Annotated in this window: 23 protein-coding genes and 1 pseudogene; 15 read left to right on the top strand and 9 right to left on the bottom strand. The window is 62.5% G+C overall.

From position 1 onward, the window contains the following. Positions 1-19: 19 nt before the first annotated feature. Together NE357_RS25615 and NE357_RS25610 are read left to right on the top strand one after the other, a co-directional pair. Complete coding sequence (locus NE357_RS25615) at positions 20-904, top strand: sugar nucleotide-binding protein (RefSeq protein WP_169432113.1); 885 nt, start codon at positions 20-22, stop codon at positions 902-904. After that, complete coding sequence (locus NE357_RS25610; RefSeq protein ID WP_169432112.1) at positions 897-1,826, top strand: NAD-dependent epimerase/dehydratase family protein; 930 nt, start codon at positions 897-899, stop codon at positions 1,824-1,826. Before NE357_RS25615 ends, NE357_RS25610 begins: the two co-directional genes overlap by 8 nt. A 189-nt stretch (positions 1,827-2,015) precedes the next feature. On the opposite strand, the gene NE357_RS25605 is transcribed toward NE357_RS25610, so the two are convergent. The 5 genes from NE357_RS25605 to NE357_RS25585 all read right to left on the bottom strand — a co-directional run bounded on the left by NE357_RS25605 (position 2,016) and on the right by NE357_RS25585 (position 6,063). Then, entirely contained in the window at positions 2,016-2,714 is a 699-nt protein-coding gene (locus tag NE357_RS25605; RefSeq protein ID WP_169432111.1) for an OmpW/AlkL family protein, read from the bottom strand. A gap of 224 nt (positions 2,715-2,938) precedes the next feature. After that, the gene (locus tag NE357_RS25600; RefSeq protein ID WP_169432110.1) at positions 2,939-3,457 is read right to left on the bottom strand and encodes a DUF3299 domain-containing protein; all 519 of its coding nucleotides are present in this window, start codon (positions 3,455-3,457) and stop codon (positions 2,939-2,941) included. Between the two features lie 11 nt (positions 3,458-3,468). Continuing rightward, the gene (locus tag NE357_RS25595; RefSeq protein ID WP_064599744.1) at positions 3,469-4,734 is read right to left on the bottom strand and encodes an ABC transporter permease; all 1,266 of its coding nucleotides are present in this window, start codon (positions 4,732-4,734) and stop codon (positions 3,469-3,471) included. A gap of 1 nt (position 4,735) precedes the next feature. Beyond that, a complete protein-coding gene (locus NE357_RS25590) occupies positions 4,736-5,446 on the bottom strand; it encodes an ABC transporter ATP-binding protein (RefSeq protein WP_169432109.1) in 711 nt (236 codons plus the stop codon). A gap of 14 nt (positions 5,447-5,460) precedes the next feature. Next, on the bottom strand, positions 5,461-6,063 hold the full coding sequence (locus NE357_RS25585; RefSeq protein WP_169432108.1) for a DUF2796 domain-containing protein: 603 nt from the start codon (positions 6,061-6,063) through the stop codon (positions 5,461-5,463). Between the two features lie 135 nt (positions 6,064-6,198). Between NE357_RS25585 and NE357_RS25580 the strand changes: the two genes are divergently transcribed. After that, positions 6,199-6,558 (top strand): hypothetical protein, encoded by a 360-nt coding sequence (locus NE357_RS25580; protein ID WP_169432107.1) that lies wholly within the window; start codon positions 6,199-6,201, stop codon positions 6,556-6,558. Between the two features lie 4 nt (positions 6,559-6,562). Here NE357_RS25580 and trxA read toward each other — a convergent pair whose 3' ends face one another. The 3 genes from trxA to NE357_RS25565 are packed head-to-tail and all read right to left on the bottom strand — an operon-like array spanning position 6,563 to position 8,592. Continuing rightward, on the bottom strand, positions 6,563-7,435 hold the full coding sequence (gene trxA, locus NE357_RS25575) for a thioredoxin (RefSeq protein ID WP_065259542.1): 873 nt from the start codon (positions 7,433-7,435) through the stop codon (positions 6,563-6,565). Positions 7,436-7,474: 39 nt separating this feature from the next. Next, a complete protein-coding gene (locus NE357_RS25570; RefSeq protein WP_169432106.1) occupies positions 7,475-8,131 on the bottom strand; it encodes a class I SAM-dependent methyltransferase in 657 nt (218 codons plus the stop codon). Continuing rightward, positions 8,128-8,592 (bottom strand): YbaY family lipoprotein, encoded by a 465-nt coding sequence (locus NE357_RS25565; protein ID WP_169432105.1) that lies wholly within the window; start codon positions 8,590-8,592, stop codon positions 8,128-8,130. The genes NE357_RS25570 and NE357_RS25565 overlap by 4 nt, the downstream gene beginning before the upstream one ends. Before the next feature lie 128 nt (positions 8,593-8,720). On the opposite strand from NE357_RS25565, the gene nrdR reads away from it, so the two are divergent. The 12 genes from nrdR (at position 8,721) to NE357_RS25505 (ending at position 17,411) form a co-directional block, all read left to right on the top strand. Next, positions 8,721-9,185, top strand: coding sequence for a transcriptional regulator NrdR (gene nrdR / locus NE357_RS25560; protein WP_003228656.1), 465 nt, complete (start codon positions 8,721-8,723; stop codon positions 9,183-9,185). Next, positions 9,182-10,315, top strand: a complete 1,134-nt coding sequence (gene ribD / locus NE357_RS25555; protein ID WP_169432104.1) for a bifunctional diaminohydroxyphosphoribosylaminopyrimidine deaminase/5-amino-6-(5-phosphoribosylamino)uracil reductase RibD — start codon at positions 9,182-9,184, stop codon at positions 10,313-10,315. Before nrdR ends, ribD begins: the two co-directional genes overlap by 4 nt. A 47-nt stretch (positions 10,316-10,362) precedes the next feature. After that, positions 10,363-11,025, top strand: coding sequence for a riboflavin synthase (locus NE357_RS25550; protein WP_085712322.1), 663 nt, complete (start codon positions 10,363-10,365; stop codon positions 11,023-11,025). A 16-nt stretch (positions 11,026-11,041) separates the two neighbouring features. Further along, entirely contained in the window at positions 11,042-12,133 is a 1,092-nt protein-coding gene (gene ribBA, locus NE357_RS25545; protein WP_169432103.1) for a bifunctional 3,4-dihydroxy-2-butanone-4-phosphate synthase/GTP cyclohydrolase II, read from the top strand. 91 nt (positions 12,134-12,224) lie between these two features. After that, a complete protein-coding gene (gene ribH / locus NE357_RS25540; RefSeq protein ID WP_003228649.1) occupies positions 12,225-12,701 on the top strand; it encodes a 6,7-dimethyl-8-ribityllumazine synthase in 477 nt (158 codons plus the stop codon). Continuing rightward, positions 12,698-13,198 carry a transcription antitermination factor NusB gene (nusB, locus tag NE357_RS25535; protein ID WP_169432102.1) on the top strand — a complete coding sequence of 167 codons (501 nt, stop codon included), beginning with the start codon at positions 12,698-12,700 and terminating at the stop codon, positions 13,196-13,198. The genes ribH and nusB overlap by 4 nt, the downstream gene beginning before the upstream one ends. Before the next feature lie 27 nt (positions 13,199-13,225). Then, complete coding sequence (thiL, locus tag NE357_RS25530) at positions 13,226-14,191, top strand: thiamine-phosphate kinase (protein ID WP_169432101.1); 966 nt, start codon at positions 13,226-13,228, stop codon at positions 14,189-14,191. Then, complete coding sequence (locus tag NE357_RS25525) at positions 14,188-14,691, top strand: phosphatidylglycerophosphatase A family protein (RefSeq protein WP_169432100.1); 504 nt, start codon at positions 14,188-14,190, stop codon at positions 14,689-14,691. The genes thiL and NE357_RS25525 overlap by 4 nt, the downstream gene beginning before the upstream one ends. Positions 14,692-14,719: 28 nt before the next feature. Beyond that, on the top strand, positions 14,720-15,454 hold the full coding sequence (locus NE357_RS25520) for a substrate-binding periplasmic protein (RefSeq protein ID WP_169432099.1): 735 nt from the start codon (positions 14,720-14,722) through the stop codon (positions 15,452-15,454). A 123-nt stretch (positions 15,455-15,577) separates the two neighbouring features. Next, positions 15,578-16,195, top strand: a complete 618-nt coding sequence (gene ribA, locus NE357_RS25515) for a GTP cyclohydrolase II (protein ID WP_169432098.1) — start codon at positions 15,578-15,580, stop codon at positions 16,193-16,195. After that, positions 16,192-16,611 (top strand): MFS transporter, encoded by a 420-nt coding sequence (locus tag NE357_RS25510; RefSeq protein ID WP_114885795.1) that lies wholly within the window; start codon positions 16,192-16,194, stop codon positions 16,609-16,611. Before ribA ends, NE357_RS25510 begins: the two co-directional genes overlap by 4 nt. After that, positions 16,611-17,411: a cobalamin-binding protein gene (locus tag NE357_RS25505; protein WP_169432097.1), complete on the top strand. Its 801-nt coding sequence runs from the start codon at positions 16,611-16,613 to the stop codon at positions 17,409-17,411. Before NE357_RS25510 ends, NE357_RS25505 begins: the two co-directional genes overlap by 1 nt. Before the next feature lie 111 nt (positions 17,412-17,522). On the opposite strand, the pseudogene NE357_RS25500 reads toward NE357_RS25505, so the two are convergent. Then, positions 17,523-19,407, bottom strand: a pseudogene (locus NE357_RS25500) (TonB-dependent receptor domain-containing protein). Positions 19,408-19,533 lie beyond the last annotated feature (126 nt).

Raw genomic sequence — 19,533 nt, 5'->3', positions numbered from 1 at the left:
GACTGGGCCTGCTGACTCTATGCGAATGCGCCTTATGTTACTGGGCGGCGGAAATGCCCTTGGGCAGGCGCTGATTCGCCTCGGTGCGGAGGAAGACATCGGTTTCCTCGCCCCCCGCCCTCCCGAAGACGGCTGGGATGCCGCGAGCCTGACTCAACTGCTCGACGACACTCGTCCCGATGCGTTGATCAACCTTGCCTACTATTTCGACTGGTTCCAGGCTGAGACCGTCAGTGAAAGCCGTCTGTCGGGTCAAGAACGCGCCATCGAGCGTCTGGCCGAACTGTGCCAGCACCACAATATCGTGCTGGTCCAGCCCTCCAGCTACCGGGTATTCGACGGTTCCCGCGCCACCGCCTACAGCGAAAAGGATGAACCGGTGCCGCTGGGCCTGCGTGGTCAGGCGCTGTGGCGGATCGAGCAGAGCGTGCGGGCCACTTGTCCGCAACACGTGCTGCTGCGTTTCGGCTGGTTGTTGGACGACAGCCCGGAAGGCATCCTCGGCCGCTTCCTCGCTCGTGCTGAAAAGCCGGACGAATTGCTGCTGGCCGACGACCGTCGCGGCAATCCGACCCCGGTCGACGATGCGGCCCGGGTGATCATCTCGGTACTCAAACAACTCGATTGCGCCGCGCCGCTGTGGGGCACTTACCACTACGCCGGCCATGAGGCGACCACGCCGCTGGCGCTGGGGCAGGCGATTCTCTCAGAGGCTCGCAGCCTGCATCCGCTGGCGATCGAAGAACCGACCGCCCAGGCTCACGCCGCGCGTGAGGATGCCGCCGAAGAACCGCAACACGCGGTGCTGGCCTGCAAGAAGATTCTGCACACTTTCGGGATCAAGCCGCGCGCCTGGCGTGCCGCACTCCCGGGCTTACTGGATAGGTTTTATCGTCATGGCTGAAGGCCCTGTTTTAATCACTGGCGGCGCCGGCTTCATCGGTTCGCACCTGACTGACGCGTTGCTCGCCAACGGCCATTCGGTACGGATCCTCGATGACCTGTCGACCGGCAAACGCAGCAACCTGCCGCTGGACAATCCCGAGGTCGAACTGATCGTCGGTGATGTCGCCGATGCCGCTTTGGTCGCCCGTGCGATGCAAGGTTGCAGCGCAGTCGCGCACCTGGCCGCCGTGGCCTCGGTGCAGGCGTCGGTGGATGATCCGGTGAAAACTCACCAGAGCAACTTCATCGGTACGCTCAACGTTTGCGAAGCCATGCGCGAGGCCGGCGTGAAGCGTGTGCTGTTCGCTTCCAGCGCAGCGGTCTACGGCAACAATGGCGAGGGCGAGTCGATCGACGAGGACACGCCGAAGGCGCCGTTGACACCGTACGCCTCGGACAAGCTGGCGGGCGAACATTACTTCGATTTCTACCGTCGCCAGCATGGTCTGGAACCGGCGATCTTCCGCTTCTTCAACATTTTCGGCCCGCGTCAGGATCCGTCCTCGCCATACTCCGGCGTGATCAGCATCTTCAGCGAACGCGCGCAGAAAGGTTTGCCGATCACCGTGTTCGGCGATGGCGAGCAGACCCGGGACTTCATGTACGTCGAAGACCTGGTCGATGTGCTGGTGCAGGCTCTGGAAAAGCCGCAAGTGGATGTCGGTGCGGTGAACGTCGGCTGGAATCAGGCGACCAACCTCAAGCAGATGCTGGCCGCGCTGGAAGCGGTGGTCGGTGAGCTGCCGCCGGTCAGTTATGGCCCGGCGCGTTCCGGTGACATCCGTCATTCGCGGGCGAACAACGGTCGCTTGCTCGAGCGCTTCAAGTGCCCGACGCCAACGCCGATGAGCGTTGGCCTGGCACGTCTGCTCGGCCGCTGAGCTTCTCGCAGACATGAAAAAGGCGCCTTTGACAGGCGCCTTTTTCACGGCCGGAAATCGGGTTTCAAACCGGTTTCCTGTAGCGAGGGAGCTTGCTCCCCGGTCGATGGCGTAACATCGCCGTCAGTTCTGAGTCAGCCCGCCACCAAGCCTCATTCACCACCACGTGAACGTTCTTTGATTGCTCGCTTAGAACTTGTAGCCCAGACCGACCATGTACACAAATGGATCGACGTCGACGTTCACTTTTGCGCGAGTGCCCGGGGCCACGGCGTTGTTCTCGACGGTGGCGCGGGTGTCGATGTCGATGTAGCGCACCTGGGCGTTGAGCATGATGTTGTCGGTCAGCATGTAGTCGGCGCCGACCTGCCAGGCCAGACCCCAGGAGTTTTTCGCCTTGAAGTTGCTGAAGCCGTTGGACTGGGCTTCGCTGCCGACGTGCTCGTCGTAGATCCAGGTGTAGTTGATACCGCCACCGATGTACGGCTGGAACGGCGACTTCGCGTCCAGCGGGTAGTAGACGACGCTCAGGGTTGGCGGCAGGTGTTTGAGGGTGCCGAGTTTGCCGTTGGCAGCCGGCAGGGCAGTACCCTTGAGCTTCACGTCATGCTCGAACGGCGAGGCGGCCAACAGCTCGATGCCGATGTTGTTGGTCAGCATGTAGGCGAAGTTCAGACCCAGTTGGGTGTCGCTGCTCATGGTTGCCTTGCCGCCCAGGTTGGTGCCGCTCAGCGGACCCTGATCGACCTTGACGCTGGAGCTGTCGGCCTTCGGGTTGACGGTGATCGCACCGGCACGAACGATGATGTCGCCGGCTTCGTGGGCGTGGGCGAGCGGGGCTGCGAGCGCGAGGGCAAACAGCGAAGCGCTGAGCAAGGACTTGTTCATGGAAGCTCCCAAAGGACGTTAAAAATGTTTGATGTCCTATGGTACGAATCCGTCTGATACGGTCTTTTGACTCAGCTCAATGAAACAGTGATGGCGGGTTTATTTGTGGAACCTTTGCCGGCCCCTTCGCGAGCAGGCTCGCTCCCACAGGTGAATGCATTCCAAATGTGGGAGCGGGCTTGCTCGCGAAAGCGATTGATCAACCGGTACAAAACTATCGGGATTTACTCCGGCAGTTCGTACACATAAATCTTGTCCGCTTCCATCTGATACCCGGCGTCAGCCAGTTCGCTGGTGGACGGCTTGACCTGCAACGGCCCTTCGACCCAGTACGGCTGATACAGCTCGTCGAGTTTCACGCCGACTTCGCTTTTCACGTGCACGATCTGGTTCGACGGCGGTGGCGGCACGTGGATGCAGGCGCCGAAGTACGGCACCAGCAGGAAGTCCGTGGTGCGGCCTTCCTCGCTGACTTCCAGCGGCACGATGTAGCCCGGCAGGCGGATGTTCTGACCGTCGAGGCTTTGCACCACCGGGGCGTTGGGCAGGTCTTGTTTGGCTGCTGGTGCCGACTCGGCGGACAGCGCATCGCTCATCTTCGAGAGGTCATGCAGCGGCGTCATGTTCGGCACTTCGGGCGCCGCGTCCGGCGGGATCATCTCCGACCAGGTCAGGTCTTTCGGCGCTGCTGCCCAGGCGGGCAGAGCGACGAGCAACAGCAGCGCGAGTACAGCGCGGGGCATGGTGAACATCCTCATAAACGGATCGACAGGCCATCGGCCAGGGATTGGCGATACGCGCGCCAGGCCGGCACGCTGCCCATCAGCAGCGCGGCCGCCAGAATGCCACCGAGCAGCGTCCATTCATACTCGCTTGGCCACGCCAGCGGCAGATACAACCCGTAATTGGCCTGCACATAACCCTGTGCCGCGGCGATGCCGATGTACAGCAACGCCAGTCCGGCGATCACCCCGGTCAGTGCCAGAGCAAACGCCTCCAGCACCAGCAGGCTCGCGATGTGCCACGGTCGCGCGCCCACCGAACGCAGGATCGCCATTTCGCGGCGACGCTCGTTGAGGCTGGTGAGAATCGCGGTGAGCATGCCGATCAATCCGGTGAGCACCACGAACAACGACACCACGAACAACGCTTTTTCGGCGGTGCTCATCAGGCTCCACAACTCCTGCAAGGCCACGCCCGGCAGGATTGCCAGCATCGGCTCGCCACGGAATTCGTTGATCTCCCGTTGCAGGGCAAAGGTCGAAATCTTGCTGTTGAGGCCGAGCATGAACGCGGTGATCGCTTGCGGCGTCAGGTCCATGTTGCGTGCCTGATCGGCGCTGATCCGTCCGTTGCCACGGGCCGGCACACCGTTGTGCCAGTCGATGTGGATCGCCTCCATGCCGCCGAGGCTGATGTGCAAGGTGCGGTCTACCGGCGTGCCGGTGCGCTTGAGAATGCCGACCACGGTGAACGGTTTGTCGTCGTGCTTGACCAGACTGATCGCCGCCACGCCGTGGGCGAGCACCAGTTTGTCGCCGAGCTTGTAATGCAACGCTTCGGCCACTTCGGCACCGAGCACCACTTCGAACGGATCGGTGGCGAAGGCGCGGCCGTCCGCCAGTTCCAGGTGCTGCTGGCGACCGTACTGGTAATGCTCGAAATAGGCTTCGGTGGTGCCCATCACCCGGTAGCCGCGATGGGAATCACCGAGGGACATCGGAATCGCCCACTTAACTTTCGGGTTGCTGGCGAAGTGCTCGAAGCTGTCCCAACGGATGTTGTTGGTGGCGTTGCCGATGCGAAACACCGAATACAGCAACAGGTTCACCGAACCGGAACGGGCGCCGACGATCAGGTCGGTGCCGCTGATGGTACTGGCGAAACTGGCCTTGGCTTCGGTGCGCACCCGCTCAACCGCCAGCAGCAGGCAGACGGAGAGGGCTATGGCGAACGCGGTGAGCAGGGCGGTGAAACGGCGGTTGGCGAGGCTGGCCATGGCCAGACGGAACAGATACATCTCAGACCTCGGCAGGCGTGGCGGCGCGATTGAGTTCGGCCAGGGACAGATGACGGTCGAACAGCGGCGCCAGACTCTGGTCGTGGCTGACGAACAACAGGCTCGAACCGGCCTCGCGGCACTCGGCGAACAACAGGCGAATGAAGTTTTCCCGGGCGTCGTAATCCAGTGCCGAAGTCGGTTCGTCGGCGATCACCAGTTCCGGTTGACCGATCAATGCACGCGCAGCGGCGACCCGTTGCTGCTGACCGATCGACAGCGAATCGGCGCGACGGCCAAGAATGCTTTCGTCCTTCAAACCCAGGTGGGCGAGCAGCGTCGCCGCTGCCTGATCGACGCTGCCGTGACGTTGCTTGGCACGTTCAGCACGCAGCTTTGAAAAGTGGCAGGGCAGCTCGACGTTCTCGCGCACCGAGAGAAACGGCAGCAGGTTGAACTGCTGGAAAATGTAGCCGGTGTGATCGACGCGAAAGCGATCACGGGCGCCGGCACCCAGTTCGGTCAGTTCCTGGCCGAGCAGGCGAATGCTGCCGCGACCGGGTTTCTGCACGCCGCCGAGCAGCCCGAGCAGCGTGGTCTTGCCGCTGCCGCTGGGGCCCTTGAGGAACAGGGTTTCACCCGGTTCCAGTCGAAACGCCGGGATGTCCAGCAGCGGCGGGTGACCGGGCCAGTTGAAGCCCAGGTCGGACAGTTCGATGAGTGCTTGGGTCATGGCGCCGTTCGTGATCAGAATTTCAGGGCGGCGGCCTTGGCCGTCACTTCGGTGCCTTGCTGGCCGCTCGGTCCGATCAGTTGTACCTGAATTTTCTGGGTGGCCGGGAACGTATTGAAAATATTGGCCAGATCCAGCGTATTCAACGCACCCGGCGCTGCGCAGGTGAACTGATAGTGGGCGTGGATTTCGCTGTGATCGTGGTGATGGGCGTCGCCGCCTTTGGCGTCTTCGTCGTGGTCATCATCGTCGTGATCGTCGGCATCCGGCTTGTCGCCGAACAGTGGGCTTTCCAGTTTCTGACTGACGACTTTGCAACCGGCGGCGGCCGGCAGGCTGAACAGCGCCAATGGTTTTTCCAGCTGTGCGCGGGCGGCGGCGACCTTGGCCTTGTCGGCATCGCTGGTGGCGACGTGTTCGAAGCCGACCAGGTTCATCGCCGGGCTTTCCAGCTCCAGTTCGAGTGTCTGGCCATCGAGCGCGGCGTTCAGGCGACCGACGCCATGTTCGTGGGCACCGAGGCTGCCGTGTTCATGATCGTGGTCATGTTCATCGGCAGCCTGGGCGATGGCCAGCGGCAACAGGGCAAACGGCAAAGCGAGCAGCAGACGACGCATGGCGAACTCCGGGAAGTAAAGTGAAGAGTTTGTTATGTAATCTTATAACGAAAGTGCGCAGAGTTTGCCCGCCCGCTTGGCGTTACACAAGTCCCATGGGAGCATGCAGGTCAGAAATGTGCGGGAGAAAAGCTTATGTTGCGGATACGCGGAACCGTCGGCGAATTGCCGGTGGATTTGACCCTGGAACTGGATGAAAGCGATTGGGCGCGGCTCGGTTCGCAGTTCGGTGTGCAGGTGCAGGCCAACCAGCCGCAGACAGCCGCAGCGGCGCCTGTGGCGAAACCGGTCAATCAGGATGACGCGTTGTGGCAGGTCGCCAGGGATCTGTTGCGCAAGGCCGGAAAACTCAGCGGGCCGGAGTTGCTGGATCAGCTCGAAGGGCTGACCGGCAGCGCGGCGGCGGGCAAGCGCCTGCTGGTGCGCCTGCGGCATTCGTCGGACGTGAAAGTGGCGAGCGGCGGGGATACGCCGCTCTACAGCTGGATCGAGTAAGCGCTTAGTACAGCGCGGCAAACACCTTGCGCCGGTAGGCAGTCACCAGCGGGTGATCGTTGCCCAGCAGTTCGAACACTTGCAGCAAGGTCTTGTGCGGCAGGCCTTCGCCGTAGCTGCGGTTGCGGATGAACAGCTTGAGCAACGCGTCGAGTGCTGCTTCGTATTGCTGACGGGCCAGTTGCTGGATCGCCAGTTGATACACCGCCTCATCATCCTGCGGGTTCTGCGCCAGACGGCTTTTCAGGTCGGCGGCATCCGGCAGGTCACGGGCCAGGCCGAGGAACTTGATCTGCGCCTTGGCGCCCGCCAGTGCAGCCTTGTGTTCGTCGCTCTTGACCGCGTCGAGCACGGTTTGCGCTTCGCCCAGCTCGCCGCGTTCGGTCAGGCATCGGGCGTAGAGAATCAGCGCCTTGGCGTTGGTGTTGTCTTCGTTGAGCATCACCACCAGCGCGGCTTCGGCATCGGCGTAACGGCCGTCATCGAACAGCGCCTGGGCTTGCTCGAACGGATCAGCCGCTGCCGGTGGTGGCATTTTTACGTGAGGTTCGAGCAGGGCGCGCACGGCGGATTCCGGCTGGGCCCCGGCAAAACCGTCCACCGGTTGACCGTCCTTGAACAGCACCACGGTCGGCAGGCTGCGGATGCCGAAGCGGGCGACGATGTCCTGTTCGATATCGCAATTGACCTTGGCCAGCAGCAACTCGCCCTGATAGCTCTCGGCGATCCCTTGCAGCATCGGCATCAACGCCTTGCACGGCGCACACCATTCGGCCCAGAAATCCACCAGCACCGGTTTTTGAAAGGAGGCCTCGATCACCGACTGGTCGAAGTCGGCCGTCGTGGCGTCGAAGATGTACGGCGTTTGCTGACTCATGGGGTCTCTCGTAAAAGCGTGAATGGGGCAACTATACGGTCAGGCGCGGGCCGCGTGGTAGAGGCTGACATGGCGAAACTCTTCGGGCTCGGCCAGATCCGGCAGGGTCATGGCTTCGAGCATTTCGATGCGCCGGTACAGCGGATGACGGAAATCCCGAACTCGCGAATCAGCCACCAGCGCTTCGCGGCCGCGACTGAGAAACGCGTCGAGCAGCGGCAGGTTTTCCCGGTCGTAGAGAACGTCGGCCACCAGGATCAGATCGAAGCGATCGGCCTCGGCGAAGAAGTCCGTGGAATAGCTCATCTGTACGTCATTGAGTTCGGCGTTGGCCCGGCAGGCGGCAATCGCCAGCGGGTCGAGGTCGCAGGCCACCACCTCCAGCGCCCCGGCCTTCACCGCCGCGATGCCGGCAATCCCGGAACCGGCGCCGAAATCCAGCACGCGTTTGCCTCGAACCCACTCAGGAAACTCCGCCAGATACCTCGCCACCGCCAGGCCGCTGGCCCAGCAGAAACTCCAGTACGGCGGTTCGTGCAGGATTCGCCGGGTTTCCTCCGGGCTGAACTCCCGGGCCATGTTGTCGCCGTCGATCAGCCACAGCTTCAAATCAGTGTCCGGCAGCGGGCAGGTCACCAGTCGGGCGTCGCCGAGCAACTCGCCCAACGCCTGTTGCAGGTCCAGCGGTGCATTCATGGCGCTTTGACAAATTGCATTTGGCCCAGGGCCTGGGTGGTCGGCTGGCTGATGGTCTGCGACGGCAGATGCAGGATCAACTGGCCGGACTGTGTGGCGCGGCCACGCAGTTCGACCCGCGCCCCGGCCGGGAACGCATCAGGGTTGAAGCGCAGGCGAAACGGCAGAACCTGGTTGTTGCCGATCAGGCTGGAGCTGGCGAGCAATTGTTGCGGGCGACCTTTCTCATCGATCACCAGCAGTGCCAGTTCGACTTCGGCGCCCGTCGGCACGCCTTGCAGGGTGCCGCTCAGTTCACGTTGATACGCAGGCAGCGGGCCGAGGTCGGCAGCTTCTTTGGCCTTTTTCTGCGCCTGTTGCGGCGCCGGGCCCGGCGTTGGCGGCTGCGGCTTGGGTGCATCGCTGCCGCAGGCCACCAGCAGGCTGAAAACACTGAGCAAAACGAGCGGTCGTAACGACATTGGTGGCTCCGTCAAAATGAAATCCATGGATCAAACGATCATGGCAGTCTGTATACCGCAAAGCCTATGGCTTGTCTTGCCACCGGGATGCGCTACCATGGCCCTCCCTTTTTTTGTTGCCAGCCACCATGCACTGTCCCTTCTGCGGTGCCAACGACACCAAGGTCATCGACTCGCGTCTGGTCGCCGAGGGCGAACAGGTGCGCCGCCGGCGTGAATGCCTGGCCTGCGGCGAACGTTTCACGACGTTCGAGACGGCCGAACTGGTGTTGCCGCGCCTGATCAAAACCGACGGCAGCCGCCAACCGTTCGACGAAGAAAAGCTCCGCGCCGGCATGCAGCGCGCCCTGGAGAAACGTCCGGTGAGCGTCGAGCGTCTCGAATCCTCGCTGGTCCATATCAAACACAAGCTGCGCGCCACCGGCGAGCGTGAGGTCAAATCCCTCGTGGTCGGCGAACTGGTGATGGCCGAGCTGCAAAAGCTCGATGAAGTGGCCTACATCCGTTTCGCCTCCGTGTACCGCCGCTTCCAGGACCTCAACGAATTCCGCGAAGAGATCGATCGCCTTGCCCGCGAACCGGTGAAAGAATGACCACCGCCGCCGAGCAGGCCATCCTCGACGCCCACTTCATGGCCCGGGCCCTGGAGCTGGCACGCAAGGGGCACTACACGACTCATCCCAATCCACGGGTTGGCTGCGTGATTGTGCGTGACGGGCAGATTGTCGGTGAAGGCTGGCATGAACGTGCCGGCGAACCCCATGCCGAAGTCCACGCCCTGCGCGCCGCCGGTGAACTGGCCCGGGGTGCCACGGCTTACGTGACCCTCGAACCTTGCAGCCACCACGGCCGCACACCGCCCTGCGCCGATGCGCTGGTGAATGCCGGTGTTGGCCGGGTGGTCGCGGCGATGCGCGATCCCAATCCGCAGGTCGCCGGGCGCGGTTTGCAGCGTCTGGCCGATGCCGGCATCGCCACTGAAAGCGGTGTGCTGGAAACTGAGGCGCGCAAGCTCAATCAAGGTTTTCTGAAACGCATGGAACACGGCTTGCCGTTCGTGCGGGTCAAGTTGGCCATGAGCCTCGACGGCCGCACGGCGATGGAAAGCGGCGAGAGCCAATGGATCACCGGCCCTGTCGCGCGTTCGGCGGTGCAGCGGTTGCGCGCCCAGGCCAGCGTGGTGCTGACCGGCGCCGACACGGTGCTGGCCGATGGTGCACGCCTGACCGTTCGCGGCGAAGAGCTGGGGCTGGATGCCGAACAAACCGCGCTGGCCCTGAGCCGTCCGCCGCTGCGGGTGCTGATCGACGGGCGTCTGCGAGTGCCGCTGGATGCACCGTTCTTCAAGGCCGGCCCGGCGCTGGTCGCCACCTGCGTGGCCATCGAAGAACAGTACGCCCACGGCCCGGAATGCCTGATCGTGCCGGGCGATGACGGTCAGGTCGATCTGCGCCAGTTGCTGATCGAACTGGCCAACCGTGGCGTCAACGAAGTGCTGGTCGAGGCCGGTCCGCGACTGGCCGGCGCGTTTGCCCAGCTTGGTCTGGTGGACGAGTTCGTGATCTTCATCGCCGGCAAGTTTCTCGGCTCCACGGCGCGTCCGCTGCTGGACTGGCCGCTGGCCTGTATGAAGGATGCGCCGGAGCTGAAAATCACTGAAATTCGCGCGGTTGGCGATGACTGGCGAGTCACTGCAATCCCTGTCTCATCGGCGAGCGTATAATTCCCGGCCATCGCGTTAGCGCTGGCTTCGTTCTCAAGGAGAACCCCATGTTTACCGGCATCATCGAATCCATCGGCAGTATCCGCGCACTGACCCCAAAGGGCGGTGATGTGCGGGTGCATGTCGAAACCGGCAAGCTCGACCTGAGCGACGTCAAACTCGGCGACAGCATCGCGGTCAACGGCGTGTGCCTGACCGCCGTGGAACTGCCGGGCGACGGCTTTGCCGCCGACGTCAGTCGCGAAACCCTCGACTGCACCGCCATGAATGATCTGAAAAGCGGCAGCCCGGTCAACCTGGAAAAAGCCCTGACCCCGACCACCCGTCTCGGCGGCCATCTGGTCAGCGGTCACGTCGACGGTGTCGGCGAAGTGGTTTCGCGCAGCGACAATGCCCGCGCCGTGGAATTTCGCATCCGCGCGCCGAAAGAGCTGGCCAAGTACATCGCCCACAAAGGCTCGATCACCGTCGATGGCACCAGCCTGACCGTGAACGCGGTCGATGGCGCCGAATTCCTGCTGACGATCATTCCGCACACCCTGAGCGAAACCATCATGGCGTCCTACAAGCCGGGTCGCCGGGTGAACCTGGAAGTCGACTTGCTGGCGCGTTATCTGGAGCGCCTGCTGTTGGGCGACAAGGCTGCAGAGCCGACGTCCGGTGGCATTACTGAAAGCTTTCTGGCCGCCAACGGCTACCTCAAATCCTGACTGAAGGGGGTGCCTTGTGGCGCTCAATAGCATCGAAGAACTGGTAGAAGACATCCGCCAAGGCAAGATGGTCATCCTCATGGATGACGAAGACCGCGAGAACGAAGGCGACCTGATCATGGCCGCCGAATGCTGCAAGGCCGAGCACATCAACTTCATGGCCAAGCACGCCCGTGGCCTGATTTGCATGCCGATGAGCCGTGAGCGCTGCGAAACCCTGAAGCTGCCGCTGATGGCACCGCGCAACGGTTCCGGTTTCGGCACCAAGTTCACCGTCTCGATCGAAGCGGCCGAAGGCGTGACCACCGGCATCTCCGCCGCCGACCGCGCACGCACCGTGCAAGCGGCGGCCGCGAAAGACGCGAAAGCCGAAGACATCGTCAGCCCGGGCCACATCTTCCCGTTGATGGCCCAGGCCGGCGGCACCCTGGCCCGCGCCGGCCACACCGAAGCCGCCTGCGACCTGGCGCGCATGGCCGGTTTCGAGCCGAGCGGCGTGATCTGCGAAGTGATGAACGACGACGGCACCATGTCCCGTCGCGCCGAACTGGAAGCCTTCGCGGCTGAACACAACATCAAGATCGGCACCATCGCCGACCTGATTCACTACCGGATGATCCACGAACGTACCGTTCAGCGGATTGCCGAGCAGCCACTGGACAGCGAACTGGGCCAATTCAACCTGGTGACCTATCGTGATTCCGTGGAAGGCGACGTGCACATGGCACTGACCCTGGGCACCGTTTGCGCCGAAGAGCCGACCCTGGTTCGCGTGCACAACATGGACCCGCTGCGCGACCTGTTGATGGTCAAGCAACCGGGCCGCTGGAGCCTGCGCGCCGCCATGGCTGCGGTCGCCGAGGCCGGCAGCGGTGTGGTGCTGTTGCTCGGTCACCCACTGGATGGCGACGTGCTGCTGGCGCATATCCGCGAAACCGGCGATCAGGCCGCGCCGAAAAAACCGACCACCTACAGCATCGTCGGTGCCGGTTCGCAGATCCTGCGCGACCTCGGCGTGCGCAAAATGCGCCTGATGTCGGCGCCGATGAAGTTCAATGCGATATCCGGTTTCGATCTGGAAGTTGTAGAATACGTGCCCTCCGAATAATGACCGGTTGTTTCCGGCTCCGAATTCGCGGCAAATAAATCACTGAGGGACGCGAAACAGACGCGTCCCGGCTCTTTAAGAGATCTGACGAATGACCCTGAAGACCATCGAAGGTACCTTCATCGCCCCTAAAGGCCGCTACGCTTTGGTAGTGGGCCGTTTCAACAGCTTCGTGGTTGAAAGCCTGGTCAGCGGTGCAGTTGATGCCCTGGTTCGCCACGGCGTGAGCGAAAGCGACATCACCATCATCCGCGCACCTGGCGCCTTCGAAATCCCGCTGGTTGCGCAGAAAGTCGCCCAGAAAGGCGAGTTCGCAGCAATCATCGCCCTGGGCGCGGTCATTCGTGGCGGCACTCCGCACTTCGAATACGTGGCTGGCGAGTGCACCAAGGGCCTGGCCCAGGTGTCCATGGAGTTCGGCGTACCGGTCGCTTTCGGCGTCCTGACCGTTGATTCCATCGAGCAAGCCATCGAACGTTCCGGCACCAAGGCCGGCAACAAAGGTGCTGAAGCTGCCCTGTCCGCTCTGGAAATGGTCAGCCTGCTGGCGCAGTTGGAGGCCAAGTGATTAGCGACGATAGCGATCGTTTCAACCCGCGCGATCCGAAACCTGCGGATGCCGGCAAGCCATCGAAAAGCGCCAAGCGCCGCGAAGCCCGTCAGCTCGCGACTCAGGCCCTGTATCAATGGCACATGGCCAAGGCTTCGCTGAACGAGATCGAAGCGCAGTTCCGGGTCGATAACGATTTCACCGATGTCGATGGCGCGTACTTCCGTGAAATCCTCCATGGAGTTCCGGCCAACCGTACCGAAATCGACACCGCGCTCACGCCTTGCCTGGACCTGGCGATCGAAGAGCTGGACCCGGTTGAACTGGCGGTTCTGCGCCTGTCCACCTGGGAACTGCTCAAGCGCGTCGACGTGCCGTACCGCGTTGTGATCAACGAAGGTATCGAACTGGCCAAGGTCTTCGGTTCCACCGACGGCCACAAGTTCGTCAACGGCGTGCTCGACAAGTTGGCCCCGCGCCTGCGTGAAGCTGAAGTGAAGGCGTTCAAGCGCTGATCCGCGCTTGAATACTTTTTCTCAGCCATGGGCGAGTTTGAGCTGATCCGCAATTTCTTCGCCGCCGCGCCTTGTGCGCAGGGCGGCGAGGGCGTTGCACTGGGGATCGGCGATGACTGCGCCTTGCTTGCTGTTCCTTCCGGGGAACAGCTGGCAGTTTCCACCGATACGCTGGTGGCCGGCGTGCATTTCGCCGATCCCTGTGATCCGTTTCTGCTCGGTCAGCGCTCGCTGGCCGTGGCGGTCAGCGACCTCGCTGCCATGGGCGCCACGCCCGTCGCCTTTACCCTTGCCCTGACCTTGCCGACGGTGACTGCCGATTGGCTGCAAGCCTATGCCCGCGGTTTGAACCGCATGGCGCAGAGCTGCGGCGTGGCGCTGATCGGTGGTGACACGACTCGCGGGCCGTTGAGCCTGACCGTCACCGTGTTCGGCCGCGTCCCGGCCGGCCAGGCCCTGACCCGCAGCGGCGCGCAGCCCGGCGATCTGCTGTGTGTCGGCGGTGAGCTGGGCAATGCCGCCGGGGCCTTGCCGCTGGTGCTGGGTCAGCGTGACACCGAGCCGCACATCGCCCAGCTGCTGCTCGAACATTACTGGTCGCCGCAGCCGCAGCTTGCTCTCGGTCAGGCCTTGCGGGGCAAGGCCACCTCGGCGCTGGACATTTCCGATGGCCTGCTCGCCGATTGCGGCCATATCGCACTGGCTTCGAAGGTTCGCCTCGAAGTCGAGCGCGAGCGTGTCCCGTTGTCGGAGGCACTGGTGGCGTTTCTCGGTCAGCGCGGCGCCGAGCGTGCGGCGTTGAGCGGTGGCGATGATTACGTGCTGGCCTTCACTTTGCCGTTCGTCGAGTTACCGACGTTGCTGGCCGACGGCTGGCCGGTCCATGTGATCGGGCGCGTGGCAGAGGGGCAGGGCGTGGTGCTGCTGGACCGCGAAGGGCACGACATCACCCCGCAAATCCGGGGTTATCAACATTTTCAGGAGTCACCGTGACAGATCACCCGAAACAGGTTCCCGGCGAATTCGTTCCGCCGTCGGTCTGGCGCAATCCCTGGCATTTCATTGCGTTCGGCTTCGGTTCGGGCACCTTGCCGAAAGCACCGGGCACGTGGGGCTCGTTAGTTGCGCTACCCTTTATTCCGTTGTGGCAGATGTTGCCCGATTGGGGCTATTGGCTGATGCTGGGGATCACCATGCTGTTCGGCTTCTGGCTGTGCGGCAAGGTGGCCGACGATCTGCGGGTGCATGACCATGAAGGCATCGTCTGGGACGAGATGGTCGGAATGTGGATCACCCTGTGGCTGGTACCGGAAGGCTGGTACTGGTTGCTCGCCGGGTTTTTGATGTTCCGCTTTTTCGACATCCTCAAGCCGTGGCCGATCCGCTGGATCGACCGGCATGTACATGGCGGTGTCGGCATCATGCTCGACGACGTGCTGGCGGGCGTGTTCGCCTGGCTGGCGATGCAGGGACTGGTGTGGGTTTTCGCCTGATTTCAAGGTGTGGATGAGGGACACAGGGATGGCTCGACGCTGGTTGGCGATTCTGGTTTTCACTCTGCTCGGTGCGACGGCCCTGGCACAGGAGGCGCCGCCGACGGTCATTCATCTGGCCAGCGAAGATTGGGAAGACTACACCGCAGCCGACGGCCACGGCCTGGGCTGGGACGTTCTGCGCAAGGTGTTCGAACCTGCCGGCGTGACCCTGGACATCCGCACCGTGCCGTACACCCGCTCGGTGGGGCTGGTGCAGTTGAAGGAAGTCGACGCGCTGGTCGGTTCCTATCGCGGGGAAGCCGAACAAGTGCTGTATCCGCGCTGGAACTTCGATTCCGATCACATCTACGCACTGGGCCTGGCCAGTAATCCGGCACCGACCGAGGCCACCCTCGACAAGTACCGGCTGGCCTGGGTGCGAGGTTATCGTTATGAGACCTACCTGCCGAACGTCAAGCGCTACAACCAGATCGAACGTCGTACGGGAATCCTGTCGATGCTCAAGCAGGGGCGGGCGGATTACTACATCGACGCGCTGACGGAAATCGAAGCGGTGGTGAGAAATGCTGCCGATCCTTCGCAATACCGTTACTCGCATCTGGCGGAGTTGCCCCTTTACCTTGGTTTCGCCGACACCCCTCAGGCCCGTGCACTGATGTCGATCTACGACCAGCGCATGGATCAACTGGTGAAAAGCGGCGAATTGAAGCCCATCTTCGAACGCTGGAAACAGCCGTATCCGTTCGAGCGAGGGCAATGAAGGCAGGCCTGCCATCAAACTTTTTGATCGTTATGGCCGATAATTCAGCCTAAGCGTCTGCAGGAACCTGCTGTTACAATGCCGCCCAGCGAATCTCGGACTTTTTAGATCAGGAGCACACCGGTGCCTGTCGTTTTTGTCGCCGCTTCCAAGCTGCCAACGCCTTTTGCGCAATTCACCATGCACGGTTTTCTCGATGAAGCCACTGGCCGCGAGCACGTCGTGCTGAGCCTGGGTGAGATTGCCGACGGTGCCCCGGTACTCGGCCGTTTGCACTCCGAATGCCTGACCGGCGATGCCTTGTTCAGCCAGCGTTGTGACTGCGGCTCGCAACTGGAGGCCGCCCTCAAGGCGATCGCCCGTGAAGGCCGTGGCGTGTTGCTGTACCTGCGTCAGGAAGGTCGTGGCATCGGTCTTTTGAACAAGATCCGCGCCTACGAATTGCAGGACGGCGGTGCCGATACCGTTGAAGCCAACGAGCGTCTGGGCTTTGCCGCCGACCAGCGTGACTACGCCATGTGCCTGCCGATGCTGGAGCATCTGGGCGTGAAGTCCCTGCGGCTGATGACCAACAACCCGCGCAAGGTCAAAGCCTTGACCGACATGGGCATCGTCGTCGCCGAGCGCGTGCCGCTGCACACCGGCCATAACCCGCACAACAAACTCTATCTGGCGACCAAGGCCAGCAAGCTCGACCACATGATGGGCAACGAACATCAGGGCGAGGTAGACCGGGCGTGACCCGAGGTCAGGTGCGCCGCCGCCTGTCGGTCGCCTGGTGGAAATACCTGGCGCTGGCATTGGTGCCGCTGTTCGTGCTTAACGCCGTGTTCGGCGAGAGCGAAGCGATCATGCCGGTGTTGGCGATGCCGTTGTTCATTGCCGGTGTGGCCTCGATGTTTGTCAGTCTGAAGTTTTTCGGCCGCTACAAACATGCGCTGATCGCCACACAAAAAGCACTCGATACGCCGGATGAACCCGCTGCCTGGATCGCTCTCGCGGCTCGTCGGCGCACGGCGTTTCTGGCGGCGGGATTACCGGCATGGATCGGCGCACTGGCAGTGTTCGTCGGCCTCGAAGCGGTGCCGTTGATGCTGCTGGCGCTGTCCACGGCGGTGCTGTTCTACCTCTACCGTATCCCGCGTCAACTCGGTTGATGCGCCGTCTCTGGCTGGCGGTTCTGCTGCTGGCCGTCAGCAGCGAAACCCTGGCCGCCCTGCGAGTGGTCAGCCTCGCGCCATCCCTGTCTGAAATTGTCGTGGAGCTGAATTCGGCCGACTTGCTGGTGGGCGTGCTGGATGCCGGTGACCGGCCACCTGCGATCAAGGATCTCCCTTCTGTGGGCCGTTATGGCCAGCTCGACATGGAGCGGCTGCTCAGCCTCAAGCCTGACTTGTTGCTGTTATGGCCTGGCAGTGTCGGCCCGGCCCAGCGCGATCAGCTCAAGCGCCTGAACATCCCGACCTTCGTTGCCGAACCCCACAGTCTCGAACAGCTGACCGCGCAGATTGAGGCCATCGCGACACAGCTTGGTCGTCCTGAGCGTGGGATCGAGCGAGCCAGAGAGTTGCGGCAAAACCTCGATGAGCTGCGCCAGCGCTACCGCCGTGAAGCGCCGCTGCGGGTGTTCTATCAGGTCTGGGACAAGCCGTTGTACACCGTCGGCGGCGGGCAGATCATCAGCGATGCGCTTGAAGTGTGCGGCGCACGCAATGTGTTCGGCGACCTGAGCCTGCCGGCGCCGCAGGTGAGCATCGAAGCGGTTTTACAGCGTGATCCCGAAGTGATTCTGGCCAGCGATCAGTCGCAACTGGATGCGTGGAATACCTGGCCGCAGGTGGCAGCGGTCAAGCAAAGGCAGTTGCTGCTGGTCACCGACAAAGGTCTGGAACGCCCGAGCGGGCAGATGATCGAGGCGACCGCCAAGCTCTGCCAGTTGATCGCGCCAGACCGCTGAGACCGAGGTGAATTCTTCGCGAGCAAGCCCGCTCCCACATTTGGAATGCGTTCCTCCTGTGGGAGCGGGCTTGCTCGCGAAGAGGCCAGTCAATGCAGCGCAAATTCTGGATCAGAGTTGCGGCGTCCAGGTCACGCCGAACATGAATGCCCGACCTTCCTCGCGATAGCCATACTGACTGCCGTCATGGCTGTACAGCGCCCGGCTGTAACCCTTGTCCAGCAGGTTATCCACTTTGAAGTCCAGCTTGATCTCACGGTTCAGCGCCCAGCTGCTGCGCAGTCCGAGCAGCGCATAACCACCCAATGGTTGTTGATTGTTCAGGTCGTCATAGCTGCTGCTGACGGCCTGCCAACTGGCGCCGAGGCCGAGGCGATCGAATTGCCGATCCAGATCCCAGCTCAAGGTACGCCGGGCACGCCGCGCCAGGGTGTGGCCGGTGTCGCGGTCGCGGGGATCGATGATTGCCACGCCGAGATTGCTTTGCCAGCCCAGCAGCTCCTGTTTCAGGGCGGCTTCGAAGCCGTTGATCCGTGCCGAAGCGACGTTTTCCGGGCGTGAGTTGCTGCCGAAGATGATCGCGTCTTCCAGATCGGTCCGATACAGCGAGGCTTCGAGACGGCTACTGTCGCTCAACTGGCTGCGCCATTGCAGCTCGTAGCTTTTCGACGTTTCCGGTTTCAGGTCGGGGTTGCTGAAGTCTGGGTAGTACAGATCGTTGAAGGTCGGCGCGCGGAAGCCTTCGCTGTAGCTGAGCAACAGATCGTTGTCCGGATTGACCGGCAACGTCAGCGTGCCGCTCCAGCTGTTCTGGCCGCCGAACTGCTGGTTGTCGTCGCGACGCAGGCCCAGTTCGGTGGAGAAACTGTCGGCCTGGAAGCGATGCTGGATGAACGCGGCGCGATTCCAGCGGCTGTCTTCATCGAACGCGGTGCTGCTGTTGATTCGGTCTTCGTACCAGTCGCCGCCAAGGATCAGGCTGTTGCGCGCATCCAGCGTCAGGTCGTTCTGCCAGGTCACCGAGTCGCGGTACGTGTTGAACACCGAGCGTTCGTCGCTGAGCTTGTCGAAGGACTTCTCGCGGTTTTCGCTGTGGCCGAGTTCCAGGCGCGACTTCCAGCGCTCGTTGACCCGCGCATCAATGTAGCTGCTGAAACTGCTGACGGTGAAATCGCTGTAAGGCTGCTGCTGGAGGGAGTCGAAGGTCACCGGGTCGAAGCGGCCGAACGGGTTGTCGAACTCGCTTTTGCCACGGTTATCCAGCAGGTTGGCGCCGACTTCGATGTCATCGGTCAGCGCATGGCTGAGGCTCAGGCTGATGGATTTGTTGCGGTAGGCATCATGATCGCTGTCGCTGGGATACGACTCGTGGGTGCGGTCGATCCCGGCGGTTTCATCGAGGCTGGCGCCGAGGTTGAAGCGGGTTTTCTCATCGCCACCGGACAGACCGACACTTCGCTCCCAGGTCTGGTTGCTGCCGAAACCCACGTGCATTCGAGGCTGCAAACCTTGTTCGCCGCCGCGCCGGGTGAAGATCTGAATCACCCCGCCAATGGCATCACTGCCGTAGATCACCGAGCGCGAACCGCGCAGCACTTCGACGCGTTCGATCTGCTCGATGTTCAGGTGTTGCAGGTTGCTGTCGCCGGAGGTGGAGTTGCCGATGCGCTGGCCGTCGACCAGCACCAGACTTTGCGCCGACTGTGTGCCGCGAATGTAGATTCCCGGCAGACTGCCGCGTCCGCCGGTTTGCGCCACTTGCACGCCCGGGTACCCGTTGCAGCAGGTCGGTAACGCTGCGCGGTTGCAGGCGCTCAATGTCTTCGCGGGTGAACACGGTGTTGGCGGCGCTGCTGTCGTTGCGTGCTTCTACCTGGCGGTTGGCGCTGATCAGCATGTCCGGCAGCTTCAGGGCCTGGTCACGTTCGAAGGTGTCGGCGAGGGCGTTGGCGGAGGGCAGCAGCAAGAAGGGCAGGGCGAGGCGCGAGAGGTTCATCGGCATTCCGTAGGTCTTTCAGGTGTACACAAATCAAATGTGGGAGCGGGCTTGCTCGCGAAGGCGGTGTGTCAGTCAACTCATTGTCGACTGGTCCGACGCCTTCGCGAGCAAGCCCGCTCCCAC

The organism is Pseudomonas sp. G7(2022), from assembly GCF_052660475.1.
Note: the sequence above shows the minus strand (reverse complement) of the source record. Positions and strands in the feature narration are given on the sequence as shown.

What these genes read in the sequence shown, in the direction of transcription:
- trxA (WP_065259542.1), bottom strand. Translation starts at nt 7,435, where the DNA reads ATGAGTCAGCAAACGCCGTACATCTTCGACGCCACGACGGCCGACTTC.
- ribD (WP_169432104.1), top strand. Translation starts at nt 9,182, where the DNA reads ATGACCACCGCCGCCGAGCAGGCCATCCTCGACGCCCACTTCATGGCC.
- NE357_RS25610 (WP_169432112.1), top strand. Translation starts at nt 897, where the DNA reads ATGGCTGAAGGCCCTGTTTTAATCACTGGCGGCGCCGGCTTCATCGGT.
- thiL (WP_169432101.1), top strand. Translation starts at nt 13,226, where the DNA reads ATGGGCGAGTTTGAGCTGATCCGCAATTTCTTCGCCGCCGCGCCTTGT.
- NE357_RS25590 (WP_169432109.1), bottom strand. Translation starts at nt 5,446, where the DNA reads ATGACCCAAGCACTCATCGAACTGTCCGACCTGGGCTTCAACTGGCCC.
- NE357_RS25595 (WP_064599744.1), bottom strand. Translation starts at nt 4,734, where the DNA reads ATGTATCTGTTCCGTCTGGCCATGGCCAGCCTCGCCAACCGCCGTTTC.
- NE357_RS25565 (WP_169432105.1), bottom strand. Translation starts at nt 8,592, where the DNA reads ATGTCGTTACGACCGCTCGTTTTGCTCAGTGTTTTCAGCCTGCTGGTG.
- NE357_RS25505 (WP_169432097.1), top strand. Translation starts at nt 16,611, where the DNA reads ATGCGCCGTCTCTGGCTGGCGGTTCTGCTGCTGGCCGTCAGCAGCGAA.
- NE357_RS25520 (WP_169432099.1), top strand. Translation starts at nt 14,720, where the DNA reads ATGGCTCGACGCTGGTTGGCGATTCTGGTTTTCACTCTGCTCGGTGCG.
- NE357_RS25550 (WP_085712322.1), top strand. Translation starts at nt 10,363, where the DNA reads ATGTTTACCGGCATCATCGAATCCATCGGCAGTATCCGCGCACTGACC.
- NE357_RS25600 (WP_169432110.1), bottom strand. Translation starts at nt 3,457, where the DNA reads ATGCCCCGCGCTGTACTCGCGCTGCTGTTGCTCGTCGCTCTGCCCGCC.
- ribH (WP_003228649.1), top strand. Translation starts at nt 12,225, where the DNA reads ATGACCCTGAAGACCATCGAAGGTACCTTCATCGCCCCTAAAGGCCGC.
- NE357_RS25570 (WP_169432106.1), bottom strand. Translation starts at nt 8,131, where the DNA reads ATGAATGCACCGCTGGACCTGCAACAGGCGTTGGGCGAGTTGCTCGGC.
- nrdR (WP_003228656.1), top strand. Translation starts at nt 8,721, where the DNA reads ATGCACTGTCCCTTCTGCGGTGCCAACGACACCAAGGTCATCGACTCG.
- NE357_RS25615 (WP_169432113.1), top strand. Translation starts at nt 20, where the DNA reads ATGCGAATGCGCCTTATGTTACTGGGCGGCGGAAATGCCCTTGGGCAG.
- NE357_RS25585 (WP_169432108.1), bottom strand. Translation starts at nt 6,063, where the DNA reads ATGCGTCGTCTGCTGCTCGCTTTGCCGTTTGCCCTGTTGCCGCTGGCC.
- NE357_RS25605 (WP_169432111.1), bottom strand. Translation starts at nt 2,714, where the DNA reads ATGAACAAGTCCTTGCTCAGCGCTTCGCTGTTTGCCCTCGCGCTCGCA.
- NE357_RS25580 (WP_169432107.1), top strand. Translation starts at nt 6,199, where the DNA reads ATGTTGCGGATACGCGGAACCGTCGGCGAATTGCCGGTGGATTTGACC.